Genomic DNA, 16,492 nt, shown 5'->3' with positions numbered 1-16,492 from the left:
ACTGATTCTTAGATCATTTAGTCTCCTTTCACGCCGACGCTCGGTCGCCTGATATGGAGCTGTTCAATGAAACTGAATTTCCCGCTTCGCCTGCTCGCTGTGGCCTCTCTGGCTGCTGCAAGCTTTCTGGCTCAGGCCGCCGACCTCACCGTCGCCTACCAAACCACCGTTGACCCGGCGAAAGTCGCTCAGGCCGACGGCGCTTACGAAAAAGCCACCAAAGCCGACATCGCCTGGCGCAAGTTCGACAACGGCGCCGACATCATCGCCGCCATTGCTTCCGGCGACGTGCAGATCGGCTACCTCGGTTCCAGCCCATTGACCGCTGCGATCACTCGCAAAGTACCGGTCGAAACCTTCCTCATCGCCACTCAGATCGGCGCCGCCGAAGCACTGGTCGCGCGCGACGGTTCCGGCATCAAGACCCCGCAGGATCTGGTCGGCAAAAAAATCGCCGTGCCATTCGTATCGACCGGTCACTACAGCCTGCTCGCCGCACTGAAGCACTGGAACATCGATCCATCGAAAGTCACCGTGCTCAATCTCGCGCCGCCAGCGATCATCGCCGCGTGGAAACGCGGTGACATCGACGCCACTTACGTTTGGGATCCGGCGCTGGGCGTGGCCAAGGAAAACGGCAAAGTGCTGATCACCTCCGGCGAACTGGCCAAATTCGGCGCGCCAACCTTCGATGCGTGGATCGTGCGCAAAGACTTCGCCGAGAAGCACCCGGAAATCGTCACCGCGTTCGCCAAGGTCACCCTCGATGCCTACGCCGACTACCGCAAAGACCCGAAAGCCTGGCTCGCCGATCAATCCAACGTCGACAAACTGGTGAAACTCTCCGGCGCCAAGGCCAGCGACATTCCGCTGCTGCTGCAAGGTAACGTCTACCCGCTCGCGGCGGATCAGGTCGTTACCCTCGGCGCGCCGACCACCAAAGCCATCACCGACACCGCCGCGTTCCTCAAGGAGCAAGGCAAGGTCGAAGCCGTTCTGCCGGACTACGCGCCGTACGTCAGCGCCAAATTCATCACCAACTGATCGGGAGTTAACTGCGATGGCCTTGCTACAGCTGGAGCGCATCAGCGCACAGTACCCGGGCAGCCCGGAACCGGTGCTGGCGGATATTTCTCTGACCCTTGGGCCTCAGCAATTGCTGGTCGCCCTCGGCCCGTCCGGCAGTGGCAAGACTTCGCTGTTGAACCTGATTGCCGGTTTCGTTGAACCGAGCGCCGGGCGCATCACCCTCGACGGCGTACCGGTCAAAGGCCCGAGCGCCGAACGTGGCGTGGTGTTCCAGGACGATGCGTTGCTGCCTTGGCAGGATGTGTTGGCCAACGTCGCGTTCGGCCTGGAACTGGCCGGTGTCGCCAAAGACAAACGCGAAAAAATCACCCGTGAAATGCTCGCGCTGGTTGATCTCTCCGGTTTCGAAAGTCGCCGGATCTGGCAGCTTTCCGGCGGCCAGAAACAACGCGTCGGCCTCGCCCGCGCCCTCGCCGCTGATCCGCGTGTATTGCTGATGGACGAACCCTTCGGCGCCCTCGATGCGTTCACCCGCGAACAGATGCAGGAGCTGCTGCTGCAAGTCTGGCAGCGCACCGCCAAGCCGGTTTTCCTGATCACCCACGACATTGAAGAAGCGGTGTTCCTCGCCACTGACCTGATTCTGCTCGCGCCGAATCCGGGGCAGATCGTTGAACGCCTGCACCTGGATTTCGGCCAGCGTTACGCCGCTGGCGAGTCCGCCCGTGCGATCAAATCCGATCCGCGTTTTATCGAAACCCGCGAACACGTGCTGAGCAAAGTGTTCTCGCAACGCAGCGCCGGACAACGGCAGGAGCGCGCATGAGCAGTTTCGACGTTTCCTCGGCTACGGTAAAACCGGTCAGCGCATCCGTGGTGATTCCAGTGCGCCGCAGCCTCAGCACGCGCTGGATCAGTTTGCTGACGCTGATTGCTCTGTTAGCGATCTGGTGGGCAGTGACCGCCACTGGGTTGATCGAACCGCTGTTCCTGCCGCCACCGTCCGCCGTGCTGCAAAAGGGCTGGTTGCTGGCGACCACTGGGTACATGGATTCGACGTTGTGGCAGCACCTTGGTGCGAGCCTGAGTCGCATTGGCCTGGGCCTCGGCTTCGCGATTTTGACCGCTGTGCCGGTGGGCATTGCGATCGGTGCCAATCGCATCGCCCGTGGTGTGCTCGATCCGCTGATCGAGTTCTACCGCCCGATTCCGCCGCTGGCCTATCTGCCATTGATCGTGATCTGGTGCGGTATCGGCGAGTTGTCGAAAGTGCTGCTGATTTATCTGGCGATTTTCGCGCCGATTGCCATTGCTACCGCGACCGGTGTGCGCACGGTTGATCCGGCGAAATTGCGCGCAGCGCAGTCGTTGGGCGCAACGCGCGTGCAGCTTATTCGCCATGTGATTTTGCCGAGCGCCCTGCCGGACATTCTTACCGGTGTGCGCATTGGTCTAGGCGTTGGTTGGTCGACCTTGGTCGCTGCTGAGCTGATCGCGGCCACCAGTGGTTTGGGTTTCATGGTGCAGTCGGCCGCGCAGTTCCTGGTCACCGATGTGGTGGTACTGGGGATCCTGGTCATCGCCCTGATTGCCTTCGCCATGGAAATGGGCCTGCGCGCCCTGCAGCGCAAACTGGTGCCGTGGCACGGCCAGGCGCACTAAAACATCTTTTGAATCACCCCCCTGTAGGAGCTGCCGCAGGCTGCGATCTTTTGATCTTGCTTTTAAAAAGATCAAGATCAAAAGATCGTCCGATCGCGGCCCGAGCCTTCGGCAGCTCCTACAGAGGGTGGTTATCCGGAATTGACGAGAAAGACCATGAGCAGCCTCAACATCACCCCATTAAGCTCGGCCCTCGGCGCGCAGATCAGCGGCGTCGACATCAGTCAGCCATTGAGCGTGGACCACCGCGACGCCATCGAGCAGGCGCTGCTCAAATATCAAGTGCTGTTCTTCCGCAACCAGCCCATCGAACCACCGCAACAGGCGCGTTTCGCCGCCTACTTCGGTGACCTGCACATCCACCCGATCTACCCGAACGTGCCGGAGCAACCGGAAGTCTTGATCCTCGACACCGCCGTCACCGACGTGCGCGACAACGCGATCTGGCACACCGACGTGACCTTCCTGCCGACGCCAGCGATGGGCGCAGTGCTCAGCGCCAAGTTGCTGCCGGAGTTTGGTGGCGACACCTTGTGGGCCAGCGGCATTGCCGCGTATGAAGCGCTGTCGGCGCCGATGAAAAGCTTGCTCGAAGGGCTGACGGCGACTCACGATTTCACTCTCTCGTTTCCGCTGGAGCGCTACGGCAACACGCCGGAAGCGCTGGCGCAGTGGGAAGAGGCGCGACGCAAGAATCCACCGCTGTCGCATCCGGTGATTCGTACCCATCCGGTGAGCGGAAGACGCTCGCTGTTCGTCAACGAAGGCTTTACCTCGAAGATCAATGAGCTGTCGGACACCGAGAGCGAGGCGGTTCTGAAGTTTCTGTTCGCCCATGCCACGCGGCCGGAGTTCACCATTCGCTGGCGCTGGCAGCAGGACGATATTGCATTCTGGGATAACCGCGTGACTCAGCATTACGCGGTGGACGATTACCGGCCAGCGCGGCGGGTGATGCAACGGGCGACGGTGCTGGGGGATGTACCTTTCTTCCGCTGACTTTTTTGTTGCCTTTCATGGCCTCATCGCTAGCAGGGCTAGCTCCCACAGGGGAACGCATTCCAATGTGGGAGCTAGCCCTGCTAGCGATTGCGATGTAACAGGCGCCGACTAATCCGGCGCCAGTCACTCACTCCGCCGTCGAAGGCTTCTCCCACAGATTGATCCCGCCCTCTTGGGCAAACCGGTCAATCTCCGCCAGCTCTTCAGCGCTAAAACTCAAGTTCTTCAGCGCCCCGACGTTCTCGATAATCTGCTCCGGCCGGCTCGCACCGATCAACGCCGAAGTCACTCGCGGATCGCGCAGCGTCCACGCCAGCGCCAATTGCGCCAGACTCTGACCTCGACGCTTGGCGATCTCGTTCAGCGCGCGCACGTGAGCGATGTTGGCCTCGGACAAGTGCGAAGCCTGCAGCGAACCACCGCCCGGACGATTGACCCGCGCATCCGCCGGCACGCCGTTGAGGTACTTGTCAGTAAGCAGACCTTGCGCCAGCGGCGTGAAAGCGATCACGCCAGTGCCAAGTTCATCGGTGGTATCGAGCAGATCTTTTTCCACCCAGCGATTGAGCAGGTTGTATGCCGGTTGATGGATCAGCAGCGGCACTTTCCACTCTTTCAACAGCGCCGCCATCTCGCGAGTTTTCACCCCGGAATACGACGAGATGCCGATGTACAACGCCTTGCCCTGTTGCACTGCAGTGGCGAGGGCGCTGGCGGTTTCTTCCAGCGGGGTGTCCGGGTCGAAGCGGTGCGAATAGAAGATATCCACATAGTCCAGACCCAGGCGTTGCAGGCTCTGGTCGAGGCTGGCCAGCACGTATTTGCGCGAACCGCCGCCCTGACCGTAAGGACCGGGCCACATGTCCCAACCGGCCTTGCTGGAGATGATCAGTTCGTCGCGGTATTGCTTGAAATCTTCGCGCAGCAAGCGGCCGAAATTGATTTCGGCGCTGCCGTACGGCGGGCCGTAATTGTTGGCGAGATCGAAATGGTTGATGCCCAGGTCGAACGCGGTGCGCAGCAAGGCTCGCTGGGTGTCGATCGGCGTGCTGTCGCCAAAGTTGTGCCACAGGCCCAGCGACAGCGCCGGCAGCACCAGACCGCTGCGCCCGACGCGGCGGTAAGGGATGGAGTCATAGCGGTTTTCGGCAGCGGTGTAAGTCATCGAATCCTCTCTTGTCTGTCTTGAAATGGGTGTCGACTGCTTCGCGAGCAAGCTCGCTCCCACATTGGATTGCTGTCTGCTGAAGGATGCGGCCCTTCACTTGCAATGCACTCCCCTGTGGGAGCTAGCCCTGCTAGCGATTGGGCGTTACACAAATCGATTGCCGGGTCGTGCCAGGCCAAGGTTCTCGCGCAACGTCCGACCCTCATACTCCGTTCTGAACAACCCACGCCGTTGCAGTTCCGGGACCACGCTGTTGGCGAAGTCTTCGAGGCCGCCCGGCAGGTGCGGCACCAGAACGTTGAAGCCGTCCGCCGCGCCCTGTTCGAACCATTCCTGCAAGCGATCGGCAATCTGCTCGGGCGTACCAACCAAGCTGTAATGCCCTCGTCCGCCAGCAATCTTGCGACCGAGTTCGGCAAGCGTCAGGTTCTCCCGGCCCGCCAGTTCAGTGAGCAATTTCTGCCGGCTCTGCTGGCCGCTTTCGGTCAGGGGCAAGTCGGGCAACGGCCCGTCCAGCGGGTACTTCGACAAATCGAAGTTGCCCAGCATACGCCCAAGCAAGGCGACGCCAACCTCGGGTTCGACTAATTGCTGAAACGTTTCATATTTTTCCTGCGCTTCGGCTTCGGTGCGACCAACCACAACAAAAACACCCGGCATGATTTTCAGCGAATCGGCGCTGCGACCGTATTTCGGCAGACGTCCTTTGAGATCAGCGTAAAACGCTTGAGCGCTAGCCAATGAGGTTTGCGCAGTGAACACCACTTCAGCCGTCTGCGCCGCCAGTTCGCGCCCGATTTCGGAAGATCCGGCCTGAACAATCACAGGTTGCCCTTGCGGCGAACGCGCAACGTTCAGCGGGCCTTTGACCCGGAAGTGTTCGCCAACGTGATCCAGTACATGCAACTTCGCAGGGTCGTAATACGCCCCACTCGCCTTGTCGCGCACAAAGGCGTCGTCCTCCCAACTGTCCCAAAGCCCGGTCACCACTTGATGAAATTCGCGCGCGCGGCTGTAGCGCTCGGCGTGGCCGATATGTTCGTCGCGGCCGAAATTCAGCGCTTCGGCAGCATTGTCCGAGGTCACCAGATTCCACCCCGCCCGGCCGCCCGAAAGGTGATCTAGTGAGGCGAATTTGCGCGCCACGTGGTACGGCTCGTTGTAGCTGGTGGTCGCCGTCGCAATCAGACCGATGTGCTCGGTCACCGCACTTAGCGCCGAGAGCAAGGTCAGCGGTTCAAAGTGATCAGAGCGCGCCATGCGACTGGCGATGTCTTGGGTCGGCGCGGCGACGCTGTCGGCAACAAACAGCGCATCGAACTTCGCTGCCTCGGCAATCTGTGCCAGACGCTTGTAGTGAGCGAAATCCAGTCCCGCATTTGCTGGAACTTCCGGGTGGCGCCACGCCGCCACGTGGTGCCCGGTGGCCATGAGAAACGCGCCGAGTTTCAACTGTCTGCTCATGGTTAAAAATCCTTGCGCAGTTGCACGCCGAAGTAGCGCTCGTCATCCCGTGGCACGGCGCGATAGATGTAGTTGCCACCACTGGCGAGCACGGGTGAATAGGATTTGTCGGTGAGGTTCTTGCCGAGCAACGCGACGCGCCAGCCGTTGCTGTAATCGGCCAGGGCAATGCTGCCGTTCCAGATGCCGTAGGCGCCTTGCTTGGTGTCGACGTTCTGGCTGATGTCGTACTGCACTTCGCTCTGCCAGCTGTAGTCGGTGCCGAGTTCGATATCCAGACCGTTATCCAGCGGGATGGTGTAGTCGGCGCGCACGTAGCTTTTCCAGTCCGGGCTGAACGGCAGCGGTTTGCCATTGACGTTGCACGACGCCGCCGCGCCCGCCGGGCAGGCGAACTCGTCGATGCGCGCGCGGGTGTAAGCCAGTGCGCCGGACAGTTTCAGTTGCTGGGTGGCCTGCAAAGCGTAATCGAGTTCGACGCCCTCGGTGCTGACGCTGCCGGCGTTGATCAAACGCGTCACCACTTGCCCGGCGACAGTGTCGAAGAAGTTCGCCTGGTAGTTGTCGTAGTCGCTATGGAACACCGCGAGGTTGGTGGTCAGGCGATTGTTCCAGGACGTGGCTTTGATGCCCGCCTCCCAGGTGTTCGACGTCTCGGGTTTGAGCGCTTCGGTGTCGCGCGGCTGCATGTTGAAGAACACGTTATAGGCCGGGCCTTTGTAGCCACGCGAGTAGGTCAGGTAAGTGGTGACGGCATCGCTCAAGTCGTACTGCACACCGAGGCGGCCGGACCAGCCATCTTCATCGACAGAACCTGAGCTGCTGGTCGCCGGTTGAATGCCGCTGACGGTGGTCGCTGAAGTCGAGACGCGACGATGATCGTATTCCAGATCATCGTGGGTGTAGCGCAGGCCGGCGATGCCGCGAAAGTCGGACGTGAAGTTCAGTGTGCTCTCACCGAACACCGCGTAACTGTCGCTGGTGGTGCTGTAATCGGCGACGCCACGGTCAGTGCGCGTGGTGGTTGTAAGCGTGCGCTGATAGGTCTCTTCGTCCTTGCCGTGCATGTAGAACAGGCCACCGACGTATTCGAGGAACTCGCCTTTCGGTGAGGCCAGACGCAACTCTTGTGAATATTGATCGAAGGCCAGATCACCTTTGTCAGCCGTGCCGGGAAACGCTGCGGTCACCGTGCCGAGTCGGTCGCCGTCCTGATATTGGGTGTTGTCCCAGCCGCGCCATGCGGTGATCGACGTCAGGGTGTAATCGCCCAATTGCCAGTCGAGCTGGCCGGACAGGCCTTTGTTGGTGTCTTCAACGTGAGAGCGGGTGTCGGTGTTGATGTCGCGGTTATGGCTGGAGGCATAAGCCGGGTTCAGCGCATTGGCGAAGGCCGGGGTCAGCGACTTGCTGACCACGCCGTTGGGGCCGTCGTCGTGGGACTGCATGTAGTCGGCGATCAGGGTGAAGGTGACGTCGTCATTCGGGGTGAATTCGAGTTTGCCGCGCACGCCGCGATGGTTGTAGCCGTTGACCTCCTGACCATTATGTTCGTTATCGACGTTGCCATCGTAGGTGCCGAACAGCGTGCTGATCGAGCCTTTCAACGTGTCCGGAATCAGGCTGCCGCCGAGGCCGAATCGGGTGCGGCTTTCGTTGCCGCTGTAGTACGACTGATCGATGTAGCCGTGAGTCTCGGCGGTCGGTGCCTTGCTGGTGATGTTGAGCACGCCAGCCGAGGCGTTCTTGCCGAACAGCGTGCCTTGCGGGCCGCGCAAAACTTCGACGCGCTCCAGATCCAGCAGATCCAGGGTCGCCTGTCCCGGCCGCGCATACACCACGCCATCGATCACCGTCGCCACGGTTGGCTCGACGCCCGGCGAGGTGGAAATCGTGCCGACGCCGCGCACGAACAACGAGGTGTCCTTGTTCGATGCGCCGGTGCGGAAATTCAGCGACGGCACTTGCTGAACAATGCTCGCCACGCCGTTGCGGTTATCGCGTTCAAGCTGTTCGCCGTCGATCACAGAAACCGCGACCGGCACCTTTTGCAGCGACTCTTCGCGGCGAGTGGCGGTAACGGTCACCGACTTCAGTGTCGGCTCTTGCTCGCTATTGTCAGCGGCGAATGCATTGGGCAGCGGCAGCGCCGCCAACCCCGTCAATAACCAGCCAGCGGCGCGAATCGATTGCGCCAGTTTGTGTGTCGCCCCAGGAATGTTGTGCATGTTCTGCCCGCTCGAAATTGGCCCTGATCCGCTGCCGTTCTGCGACGACAGCGCCTGAATCGGTGTCTTGGGCATTCGCTCGAGCGAGTAGCAGACAACGCGCTTTGTTAGCGCTAACATCAGCGATATTGGCGATCCGCACATAGACCGTCCAATACTGAAAAATTAGTTTTATATGCGATTTGGTTTTCAGGAAGAATCTAATCATGAGCGAAGACAAGCCCCGCAAACGCCGGGGTGCCGGGCGCGTGACCCTGAATGCGGTGGCGCGCGAGGCCGGGGTATCGGCGATCACCGTGTCGCGGTATTTCAATCAGCCCGAGCAGGTTTCGCCCGAGCGCCGCGAGCGGATTGCCGCGGTCGTGGCCGAACTGGGTTACGTGCCTAATCTGGTGGCCGGTGGGCTCGCCTCGGCGCGGGGGAAAATCGTCGGCATGGTCATTCCGAACATCTCCGGGCCGATCTTCGCCAACACCATTCAGGGCTTCAGCGACACCCTCAGCCGTCATGGTTATCAGCTGTTGCTGGCGTCGAGTTACTTCAGCACCGAGCAGGAAGAAAATGCGGTGCGCGCGTTTCTCGGTTGGTCGCCGGCGGCGCTGGTGCTGACCAGTCACTTTCACAGCGCCGGCACGGAAAAGATGATCGCCGAGGCGGATATTCCGGTGATCGAGACCTGGGATTACCAACCGGAGCGGGAGCCGATGCAGATCGGTTTTTCGCATTTTGACGTGGGCGTAACGGCGGCAAATTATCTGCTGGGAAAAGGTTATCGGCGCATTGCGTTCGTGCAGAACAGCGCGCCGGGCGACTTCAGCGCCCTGGAACGCCGCGATGGTTACGCGGCGACCTTGCGAGAGGCCGGCGTGGAGCCGTGGGTCTTCGCCCCCGATGCTGATCGTGCACCATTCGAGGCCGGCAAACAGGCGATGGACGCCCTGATGAACGCCTCTCCGCGCCCCGACGCGATCATCTTCGCCAACGACAACCTCGCCGCTGGCGGCCTGCTCGCCGGCCAACGCGCGGGTTTGAAAATCCCTGAAGACTGCGCCGTCCTCGGCTTCGGAGATTACCCTTTCGCCGAAATGCTCCTGCCGAGCCTGAGCACGATCAAACCACCGGCGCTGGAGATTGGCGTACTCGCCGCAATACGCGTTCTGGAAAGCCTTGGGGTATTGCCGAGCGACGAGGTGCAACGCTTGAATCTGTTGCAGTGCCAAGTCATCGAACGCGAAAGCACCTGATGAATATGACAGCGGCCGGATTGGCTATGCTCTAAAGGACACCGAGGTGGCCCTATCGCGAGCAAGCCCGCTCCCACAGGTTTCTGTGTTGGATACAAGATCTGGCAACGACGCAAAACCCTGTGGGAGCGGGCTTGCCCGCGATGGCGGCCGATCAGGCACCGCACATCCCGCAGGCACCACAATGCACACCGCCATCATCATCTTCTTCGGCCTGGCCCTGCTCGCCCTCATGCTCTACATCGGCGAGCGCATCGGCTTCAGCCGTCAGACCATGGCCTACAGCTTCGCCGCCCTGTGGCTGGCATTGACGGTGATTAACGGGGCGGTAGGTGTGGTGCATGCCGGCCAATCCGTGGGTTCGGAAATAGCGATTGGCAGTGCGGTGTTTGGGGTGCCGCTGGCGGCGATGGTGTTGTTCATGGTGCTGAGCGCCGAGTCCTGAAAAGACCCGGCGCTCAGGTGCCAATCAACGCACCAGATGCAGGAACTGCATGTGGCGTTCGTACTGATCGAGGATGTCGTTGATGATCTGCTCTTTGGTGTAGCCGACCAGATCGTAGTCCTGACTGCCCTCGCTCAAGTGCACTTCGGCGCGGTAGTAGCGACGATTGTTGAGCTGCTTCGAGCCCATCCCGCCACGCGCGAACGACGGCGTGAAGTAGCCGCGCATCTGCACCTGGTAGATGAACGGATGCGCATCACCATGGCCGATTTCCAGGCTGACGCTGTCATTCGCCGGATCCGGCTGAGTGACCACGTTCAGGCCTTTCTCGACGAACACCGCCGTCACTTCTTCAATCGCCGGGCGCACCGTGGTGTCCATGAAACGGTACACCTCATCACGCGACGGGAAGTGCACAGCCTGACTCAAGCGCTGTCGCCAGCCGCCCGTGCCGCGTCGCGAACCAGAGACCGGTGCCAGCGAGTGCAACTGCGCGATTTGCTTCTGCGACTCGAGATAGAACGCCTTGTGCAGGCCCCACATCATCAGCAACAGAATCAACGAGAACGGCAACGAGGTCAGCACCACCGCTGATTTCAGTGCATCAATGCTGCCGGAGAACAACAGCGCACTGGTGATCAGCGCGGTCATGGCGCCCCAGAACACCCGCAGCCACTTCGGCCCGTCTTCGTCGGGGTTGCCGCCCTTCGCCGACAGGGTCGAGAGCACCACCGTGCCGGAGTCGGCAGACGTGACGAAGAACACGAAGCTGATAAACACCGTCACGGCGATGACGGTTTTGCTCCACGGATAGGTTTCCAGCAGCAGGTAAATGCTCATCGACGGATTGTCGAGGGCCGACATGCCGAGCGCGCTCATGCCGTGGTTGAGTACCTGATCGATGGCGCTGTTGCCGAAGATCGACATCCACGCGAGGGTGAAACCGAGTGGAATCAGCAGTACGCCGAAAACGAATTCACGGATGGTGCGACCACGGGAAATCCGTGCGATGAACAGGCCCACGAACGGCGACCATGCAATCCACCAGGCCCAGTAGAACACTGTCCAACCGCCAAGCCAGTCGCTCGGTTTGTCGTAGGCGTAGAGGTCGAAACTCTTCATCGGCAGGGCGCCGAGGTAGTCGCCGATGTTCTGGATCAAGGTGTTCAGCAGGTGCTGAGTCGGCCCGGCGAACAACACAAACAGCAGCAGCGCACAGGCCAGCAGCATGTTGATGTCGGACATCACCCGCACGCCTTTATCGACGCCGGAGACCGCCACGATGATCGCCGCGCCCATCATCAGCGTGATCAGGCCAACCTGAATCCACTGGGTGTGCGCGATGCCGAACAGGTAGTCGAGACCGGAGTTGAGGTGCAGCACCCCAAAGCCCATGTCGGCGCCCAGACCGAACACCGTGGCGATGATGCCGAAGCCGTCGACCGCGTAACCGATGAGGCCGTTGATGCGTTTGCCGATCAGCGGATACAGCGCCGAACGCAGGGCCAGCGGCAGGTTGTGGCGGTAAGCGAAATAGGCCAGCGCCATGCCGACGAAGGCGAACACGCCCCAGCCATGCAGGCCCCAATGCAGAAACAGAATCTGCATCGCCTGACGCGCCGCATCCGCGGTGCCGGCCTCGCCTTGCGGCGGCTGAATCATGTGGGTCAGCGGTTCAGAAACGCAGAAGAAGAACAGCGTGATGCTGATCCCGGCGGCGAACAGCATGCCGGCCCAGGACAGGTAACTGAATTCGGGTTCGTCGTGGTCGGCACCGAGTTTTATCTTGCCGTAGCCGGATAAGGCGGTGACCACCACGAAGACCAGATACAGGGTCATCGCGAGCATGTAGTACCAGCCGACCGTGTTGGCCGCCCAGTTTTGCGCTTCCAGCAGCCAGGCACCGGCCTGCTCAGGCATGGCGATGACAACGAGACCAAACAGCAGAATGACCGTCGCGGCGAAATAGAACACCGGCGGATTCATGCGCACCAGACCGCTGGCGGGGGTGGACGATGCACTCATGAAACGTGCACCTCAAGGGGTTGAAACATGGCTGAAATGATCGGACTCAGCAAAGGCAAGCCTCCTGTTGTGAGCGGGCAGCGAACCACCGGTTTAACTTGAATGAACGTTCAAGTTAAACATGGATGGGGTGGTTAGGACTAATCGTACGGCCAGGCGGTAGTTTTCCTACGCTAGCTCAAGGAGGGGTATGACGTGGGTTTGAGGGGATTCGTTCACTGCAGAATTGGCTGAAGGCCATTATCTCGATTTGGCCTGAAAACCATTCGCGAGCAGGCTCGCTCCCACATTTGAAACGCATTCCATTGTGGGAGCGAGCCTGCTCGCAAAGAGGTCAGCAGACGCGAAGCAAATTCAGAGGCCTACTTCTGCGTCCCGTCATCATGCTGCAGATTCGCCTGGGTCAGATTGCACCCCGCCGGCACGCTGCGCGTCAGCCACACGTTGCCGCCAATCGTCGAGCCTTTGCCAATGGTGATCCGCCCGAGAATCGTCGCCCCGGCGTAAATCACCACATCATCCTCAACAATCGGATGACGTGGGTGGCCCTTCTGCAACTGGCCGTCTTCATCCGCCGGAAAACGTTTGGCGCCCAACGTCACCGCCTGATAAATCCGCACGCGCTCACCAATGATCGCCGTCTCGCCGATCACCACACCCGTGCCGTGGTCGATAAAGAAACTGCGGCCGATCTGCGCCCCCGGATGGATATCGATACCTGTGGCCGAATGGGCGATTTCCGCACTGATCCGCGCCAGCAACGGCAAACCCGCGCGATACAAATGGTGAGCCAGGCGATGGTGAATCACCGCCAGAATCCCCGGGTAGCACAGCAGCACTTCATCGACACTGCGCGCCGCCGGATCACCGTGGTACGCCGCCAGCACATCGGTGTCGAGCAGCGTGCGCAGGCCCGGCAAGGCCAGAGCGAAATCCTGCACGATCTGAATGGCGCGGGTCTCGACCTCGGTGTCAGCCTGCGCGCTATGGCGGGCGACGTAACGCAGCTCCAGGCGGGTCTGCGCCAACAAGGCATTCAGTGCAACATCGAGGGTGTGGCCGACGTAGAAATCTTCACTCTCTTCGCGCAGATCCACCGGCCCCAGGCGCATCGGGAACAACGCGCCGCACAGCGCCTCAAGAATCTCCGCCATCGCCGCCCGCGACGGCAACTCGCGACCACCCTGCTCGCCGGACGCCCGGCCGTTCTGTGCTCGCCACTGATCCCGCGCGCTGCGCAGTTGGCTGACGATGGTCTGCAATTGCCAATGGCTGGAACGCTCGCTCACGGTAAAGACTCCTCACGGGCGGCCGGACTGTCTGGCCGCGTCAACGGCGCCTACTTTACGGCAAGGTCGCGAGGGCGAATTAAGAACCGATAGTGCTGGCCTCAGTCGATTTGGCTATAAGCGATTCACGGTTGCCCCTGCAAAAACGCGTGCCTATAGTCCTTTCATCTTTCTCCGCCAGTACGGAACCATGATTAAGAATCAGCTGGAACGCTTTAACCGTCTCAACCTGCTCGGCCACCCGACGCCGCTGGAAAAACTCGAACGCCTGTCTGCATGGCTCGGTCGCGAGGTGTTCATCAAGCGCGATGACCTGACGCCGCTGGCCATGGGCGGCAACAAGTTGCGCAAACTCGAATACCTCGCCGCCGATGCCCTCGCGCAAGGTGCCGACACGCTGATCACTGCCGGCGCGCTGCAATCGAACCACGTTCGCCAGACCGCCGCCCTCGCCGCCAAGCTCGGCCTGGGTTGTGTGGCGCTGCTGGAAAATCCGCTGGGCACCGACGACAGCAATTACACCGGCAACGGCAATCGTCTGCTGCTGGATCTGTTCGACACCAAGGTCGAACTGGTCGACAACCTCGACAATGCCGACGAACAACTGGCCGCCCTCGCGGTGCGTTTGCAAAGCAACGGCAAGAAACCGTACCTGGTGCCGATTGGCGGCTCGAATGCCCTTGGCGCGCTGGGTTATGTGCGCGCCGGTCTGGAACTGGCCGAGCAGATCAAGGACACCGGGCTCGATTTCGCGGCGGTGGTATTAGCCTCGGGCAGCGCCGGGACGCACAGCGGTCTGGCCTTGGCGCTGAGCGAAGTGTTGCCGCAGTTGCCGGTGATCGGCGTGACGGTTTCGCGCAGTGAAGAAGATCAGCGGCCGAAGGTGCAGGGGCTGGCCGAACGTACGGCGGAGCTGCTCGGCGTCGAACTGCCGGCGGCTTTCAAGGTCGAGTTGTGGGACGAATATTTCGGCCCGCGCTATGGCGAGCCGAATGCCGGGACGTTGGCGGCGGTGAAGTTGCTGGCCAGTCAGGAAGCGGTGTTGCTGGATCCGGTTTATACCGGCAAGGCAATGGCTGGGTTGCTCGATGGGATTGGCCGACAGCGTTTTGATGAAGGCCCGATCATCTTTTTGCACACCGGTGGCGCGCCGGCGTTGTTTGCTTACAAGGATTTTCTTTAAGAGCAAGATCAAAAGCTCGCAGCCTGCGGCAGCTCCTACAGGTGATACCGGGTAGGAGCTGCCGCAGGCTGCGAGCTTTTTCCACAGACGCTGTATATTCCAATAAAGAATAACATTTTGATTATTAAGTATTTTCAAGTCTAACTAAGACATCTTATAGTCTCGCCGCAGGCGAATTTCGCGCAAGACGCATAAGCTGCTTTAGGGCACGATAACGCAGGCGCACGAATCACCCATTCGCCAACTTTCCTTTAGCGTCTTCCATAAGAAAACACAGGGGCTCGTCATGAATTTTTCCGCACTACGTCGCAATCTGCTGGTGGGTTCGCTGGGCCTGGCCCTAAGCGTCGGTCTGATCGGCCAGGCAGTGGCCGGTGAGCAGCTGCAACAGATCAAGGACAAGGGCGTTATCAACGTCGGCCTGGAAGGCACTTATCCACCGTTCAGCTTCGTCGACGCCGACGGCAAACTGTCCGGTTTCGAAGTCGAGCTGTCGGAAGCACTGGCACAAAAACTCGGCGTCAAAGCCAAGGTTCAGCCAACCAAATGGGATGGCATTCTAGCTGCGCTGGAATCCAAGCGTCTGGACGTTGTGGTCAACCAGGTGACCATCTCCGAAGAGCGCAAGAAGAAGTATGACTTCTCCGAGCCGTACACCGTTTCCGGCATTCAAGCGCTGGTGCTGAAGAGCAAAGAAGCGGCGCTGAACATCAAGACCGCCAATGACCTGTCCGGCAAGAAAGTCGGTGTGGGCCTGGGCACCAACTACGAACAATGGGTCCGCGCCAACGTGCCGGGCGCTGACGTGCGCACCTACGATGATGATCCGACCAAGTTCGCCGACCTCAACAACGGTCGCACCGACGCCATCCTGATCGACCGTCTGGCCGCGCTGGAATACGCCAAGAAAGCGCCGAAAACCGTGGCTGCCGGTGAAGCCTTTTCCCGTCAGGAAGCTGGTGTTGCCCTGCGCAAGGGCGAGCCTGAATTGCTAGCCGCCGTGAACAAGGCCCTCGACGAGCTGCGTGCCGACGGCACCCTGAAGAAGCTGTCCGAGAAGTACTTCAACGCTGACGTCACGAAATAATGGAAGAAGCTTTCCAACTCGCACTGGACTCCGCGCCCTTCCTGCTCAAGGGCGCGTATTACACGGTAGTCCTCAGCCTCGGCGGGATGTTCTTCGGTCTGCTGCTGGGCTTCGGCCTGGCACTGATGCGCCTGTCGCGCTTCAAATCGGTGAGCTGGCTGGCGCGCATCTACGTGTCGTTCTTTCGCGGCACGCCGTTACTGGTGCAACTGTTCGTGATCTATTACGGCTTGCCGCAATTGGGTCTCGAACTGGATCCGCTGCCGGCGGCACTGATCGGCTTCTCGCTGAACATGGCCGCCTACGCCTGTGAAATCCTCCGCGCCGCGATTGGTTCGATCGAACGCGGTCAGTGGGAAGCCGCTGCGAGCATCGGCATGACCCGCGCGCAAACCCTGCGCCGGGCCATCCTGCCGCAAGCAATGCGCACGGCGTTGCCGCCGCTGGGCAACAGCTTTATTTCACTGGTCAAGGACACGGCACTGGCCGCCACCATTCAGGTGCCGGAGCTGTTCCGTCAGGCGCAATTGATTACCGCCCGGACTTTCGAAGTCTTCACCATGTATCTTGCCGCCGCGCTGATCTACTGGATTCTGGCCACGGTGCTTTCGCACTTCCAGAACAAGTTGGAAGAGCGGGTCAATCGGCACGACCAGGAGTCCTGAC

The 16,492-nt window shown here is 60.5% G+C and carries 14 protein-coding genes; 9 read left to right on the top strand and 5 right to left on the bottom strand.

The features are described from left to right. Positions 1-66: 66 nt before the first annotated feature. From tauA to tauD, 4 genes are all read left to right on the top strand, one after another. Entirely contained in the window at positions 67-1,044 is a 978-nt protein-coding gene (gene tauA / locus AC3Y64_RS01295) for a taurine ABC transporter substrate-binding protein (protein ID WP_489986170.1), read from the top strand. 16 nt (positions 1,045-1,060) lie between these two features. Next, positions 1,061-1,855 (top strand): taurine ABC transporter ATP-binding subunit, encoded by a 795-nt coding sequence (gene tauB / locus AC3Y64_RS01290; RefSeq protein WP_489986169.1) that lies wholly within the window; start codon positions 1,061-1,063, stop codon positions 1,853-1,855. Then, positions 1,852-2,691, top strand: coding sequence for a taurine ABC transporter permease TauC (gene tauC, locus AC3Y64_RS01285; RefSeq protein WP_489986168.1), 840 nt, complete (start codon positions 1,852-1,854; stop codon positions 2,689-2,691). The genes tauB and tauC overlap by 4 nt, the downstream gene beginning before the upstream one ends. Positions 2,692-2,847: 156 nt before the next feature. Further along, positions 2,848-3,690 carry a taurine dioxygenase gene (tauD, locus tag AC3Y64_RS01280; RefSeq protein WP_489986167.1) on the top strand — a complete coding sequence of 281 codons (843 nt, stop codon included), beginning with the start codon at positions 2,848-2,850 and terminating at the stop codon, positions 3,688-3,690. Positions 3,691-3,820: 130 nt separating this feature from the next. On the opposite strand, the gene mgrA is transcribed toward tauD, so the two are convergent. The 3 genes from mgrA to AC3Y64_RS01265 form a co-directional block, all read right to left on the bottom strand. Beyond that, positions 3,821-4,858 carry an L-glyceraldehyde 3-phosphate reductase gene (gene mgrA, locus AC3Y64_RS01275; protein ID WP_016983660.1) on the bottom strand — a complete coding sequence of 346 codons (1,038 nt, stop codon included), beginning with the start codon at positions 4,856-4,858 and terminating at the stop codon, positions 3,821-3,823. 147 nt (positions 4,859-5,005) lie between these two features. Then, positions 5,006-6,325 carry an LLM class flavin-dependent oxidoreductase gene (locus tag AC3Y64_RS01270; RefSeq protein WP_489986166.1) on the bottom strand — a complete coding sequence of 440 codons (1,320 nt, stop codon included), beginning with the start codon at positions 6,323-6,325 and terminating at the stop codon, positions 5,006-5,008. A 2-nt stretch (positions 6,326-6,327) separates the two neighbouring features. After that, positions 6,328-8,553: a TonB-dependent receptor gene (locus tag AC3Y64_RS01265; RefSeq protein ID WP_489986165.1), complete on the bottom strand. Its 2,226-nt coding sequence runs from the start codon at positions 8,551-8,553 to the stop codon at positions 6,328-6,330. Positions 8,554-8,759: 206 nt separating this feature from the next. On the opposite strand from AC3Y64_RS01265, the gene AC3Y64_RS01260 reads away from it, so the two are divergent. Both AC3Y64_RS01260 and AC3Y64_RS01255 read left to right on the top strand, forming a co-directional pair. Next, positions 8,760-9,797, top strand: coding sequence for a LacI family DNA-binding transcriptional regulator (locus AC3Y64_RS01260; RefSeq protein ID WP_489986164.1), 1,038 nt, complete (start codon positions 8,760-8,762; stop codon positions 9,795-9,797). Positions 9,798-9,981: 184 nt separating this feature from the next. Next, entirely contained in the window at positions 9,982-10,242 is a 261-nt protein-coding gene (locus tag AC3Y64_RS01255; RefSeq protein ID WP_489986163.1) for a hypothetical protein, read from the top strand. A 24-nt stretch (positions 10,243-10,266) separates the two neighbouring features. Here the strand turns inward: AC3Y64_RS01255 and betT are convergent, their stop codons facing one another. Then, on the bottom strand, positions 10,267-12,228 hold the full coding sequence (gene betT / locus AC3Y64_RS01250) for a choline transporter BetT (protein ID WP_489987912.1): 1,962 nt from the start codon (positions 12,226-12,228) through the stop codon (positions 10,267-10,269). Between the two features lie 401 nt (positions 12,229-12,629). Next, positions 12,630-13,556, bottom strand: coding sequence for a serine O-acetyltransferase EpsC (gene epsC, locus AC3Y64_RS01245; protein ID WP_489986162.1), 927 nt, complete (start codon positions 13,554-13,556; stop codon positions 12,630-12,632). A gap of 190 nt (positions 13,557-13,746) precedes the next feature. On the opposite strand from epsC, the gene AC3Y64_RS01240 reads away from it, so the two are divergent. The 3 genes from AC3Y64_RS01240 (at position 13,747) to tcyL (ending at position 16,491) form a co-directional block, all read left to right on the top strand. Continuing rightward, on the top strand, positions 13,747-14,739 hold the full coding sequence (locus tag AC3Y64_RS01240; RefSeq protein ID WP_489986161.1) for a D-cysteine desulfhydrase: 993 nt from the start codon (positions 13,747-13,749) through the stop codon (positions 14,737-14,739). Positions 14,740-15,025: 286 nt separating this feature from the next. Beyond that, positions 15,026-15,826, top strand: coding sequence for a cystine ABC transporter substrate-binding protein (gene tcyJ / locus AC3Y64_RS01235; protein WP_489986160.1), 801 nt, complete (start codon positions 15,026-15,028; stop codon positions 15,824-15,826). Further along, a complete protein-coding gene (tcyL, locus tag AC3Y64_RS01230; RefSeq protein ID WP_007918741.1) occupies positions 15,826-16,491 on the top strand; it encodes a cystine ABC transporter permease in 666 nt (221 codons plus the stop codon). Before tcyJ ends, tcyL begins: the two co-directional genes overlap by 1 nt. Position 16,492 lies beyond the last annotated feature (1 nt).

This window comes from Pseudomonas sp. 4CAES_32.4 (genome assembly GCF_058136335.1).
This window is presented reverse-complemented; position numbering and strand designations above follow the sequence as displayed.

What these genes read in the sequence shown, in the direction of transcription:
- tauA (WP_489986170.1), top strand. Translation starts at nt 67, where the DNA reads ATGAAACTGAATTTCCCGCTTCGCCTGCTCGCTGTGGCCTCTCTGGCT.
- tauB (WP_489986169.1), top strand. Translation starts at nt 1,061, where the DNA reads ATGGCCTTGCTACAGCTGGAGCGCATCAGCGCACAGTACCCGGGCAGC.
- tauC (WP_489986168.1), top strand. Translation starts at nt 1,852, where the DNA reads ATGAGCAGTTTCGACGTTTCCTCGGCTACGGTAAAACCGGTCAGCGCA.
- tauD (WP_489986167.1), top strand. Translation starts at nt 2,848, where the DNA reads ATGAGCAGCCTCAACATCACCCCATTAAGCTCGGCCCTCGGCGCGCAG.
- mgrA (WP_016983660.1), bottom strand. Translation starts at nt 4,858, where the DNA reads ATGACTTACACCGCTGCCGAAAACCGCTATGACTCCATCCCTTACCGC.
- AC3Y64_RS01270 (WP_489986166.1), bottom strand. Translation starts at nt 6,325, where the DNA reads ATGAGCAGACAGTTGAAACTCGGCGCGTTTCTCATGGCCACCGGGCAC.
- AC3Y64_RS01265 (WP_489986165.1), bottom strand. Translation starts at nt 8,553, where the DNA reads ATGCACAACATTCCTGGGGCGACACACAAACTGGCGCAATCGATTCGC.
- AC3Y64_RS01260 (WP_489986164.1), top strand. Translation starts at nt 8,760, where the DNA reads ATGAGCGAAGACAAGCCCCGCAAACGCCGGGGTGCCGGGCGCGTGACC.
- AC3Y64_RS01255 (WP_489986163.1), top strand. Translation starts at nt 9,982, where the DNA reads ATGCACACCGCCATCATCATCTTCTTCGGCCTGGCCCTGCTCGCCCTC.
- betT (WP_489987912.1), bottom strand. Translation starts at nt 12,228, where the DNA reads ATGAATCCGCCGGTGTTCTATTTCGCCGCGACGGTCATTCTGCTGTTT.
- AC3Y64_RS01240 (WP_489986161.1), top strand. Translation starts at nt 13,747, where the DNA reads ATGATTAAGAATCAGCTGGAACGCTTTAACCGTCTCAACCTGCTCGGC.
- tcyJ (WP_489986160.1), top strand. Translation starts at nt 15,026, where the DNA reads ATGAATTTTTCCGCACTACGTCGCAATCTGCTGGTGGGTTCGCTGGGC.
- tcyL (WP_007918741.1), top strand. Translation starts at nt 15,826, where the DNA reads ATGGAAGAAGCTTTCCAACTCGCACTGGACTCCGCGCCCTTCCTGCTC.